Here is a 231-nt window from a genome sequence, read left to right as displayed (position 1 = left end):
AGGTAGCGCAACCGCTGGCGGCACGCCACGACCTGCTGCGCCAGCTCGACCTGTGGGTGGCGCGCGGCTGGCTACGGGCGCTGGACCGGGCGTTCGTCGCCTTCCTCGTCGAGTTGCAGCCGCAGGCCGATCCCCAGGTGCTGCTGGCGGCGGCGCTGACCAGCCACCAACTGGGCCACGGGCACGTCTGCCTGGACCTGGAGGCGACCCTCGGCGCGCCCGACGCGGCAC

At 74.5% G+C, this 231-nt stretch carries 1 pseudogene; it reads left to right on the top strand.

Annotation, left to right across the window (positions count from 1 at the left end):
• Positions 1–231: pseudogene (locus G5A07_RS21810) on the top strand (exodeoxyribonuclease V subunit alpha); the annotation flags it as partial.

This window comes from Stenotrophomonas sp. AS012628 (assembly GCF_010608305.1).
GTDB lineage: Bacteria > Pseudomonadota > Gammaproteobacteria > Xanthomonadales > Xanthomonadaceae > Stenotrophomonas > Stenotrophomonas geniculata.
This window is presented reverse-complemented; position numbering and strand designations above follow the sequence as displayed.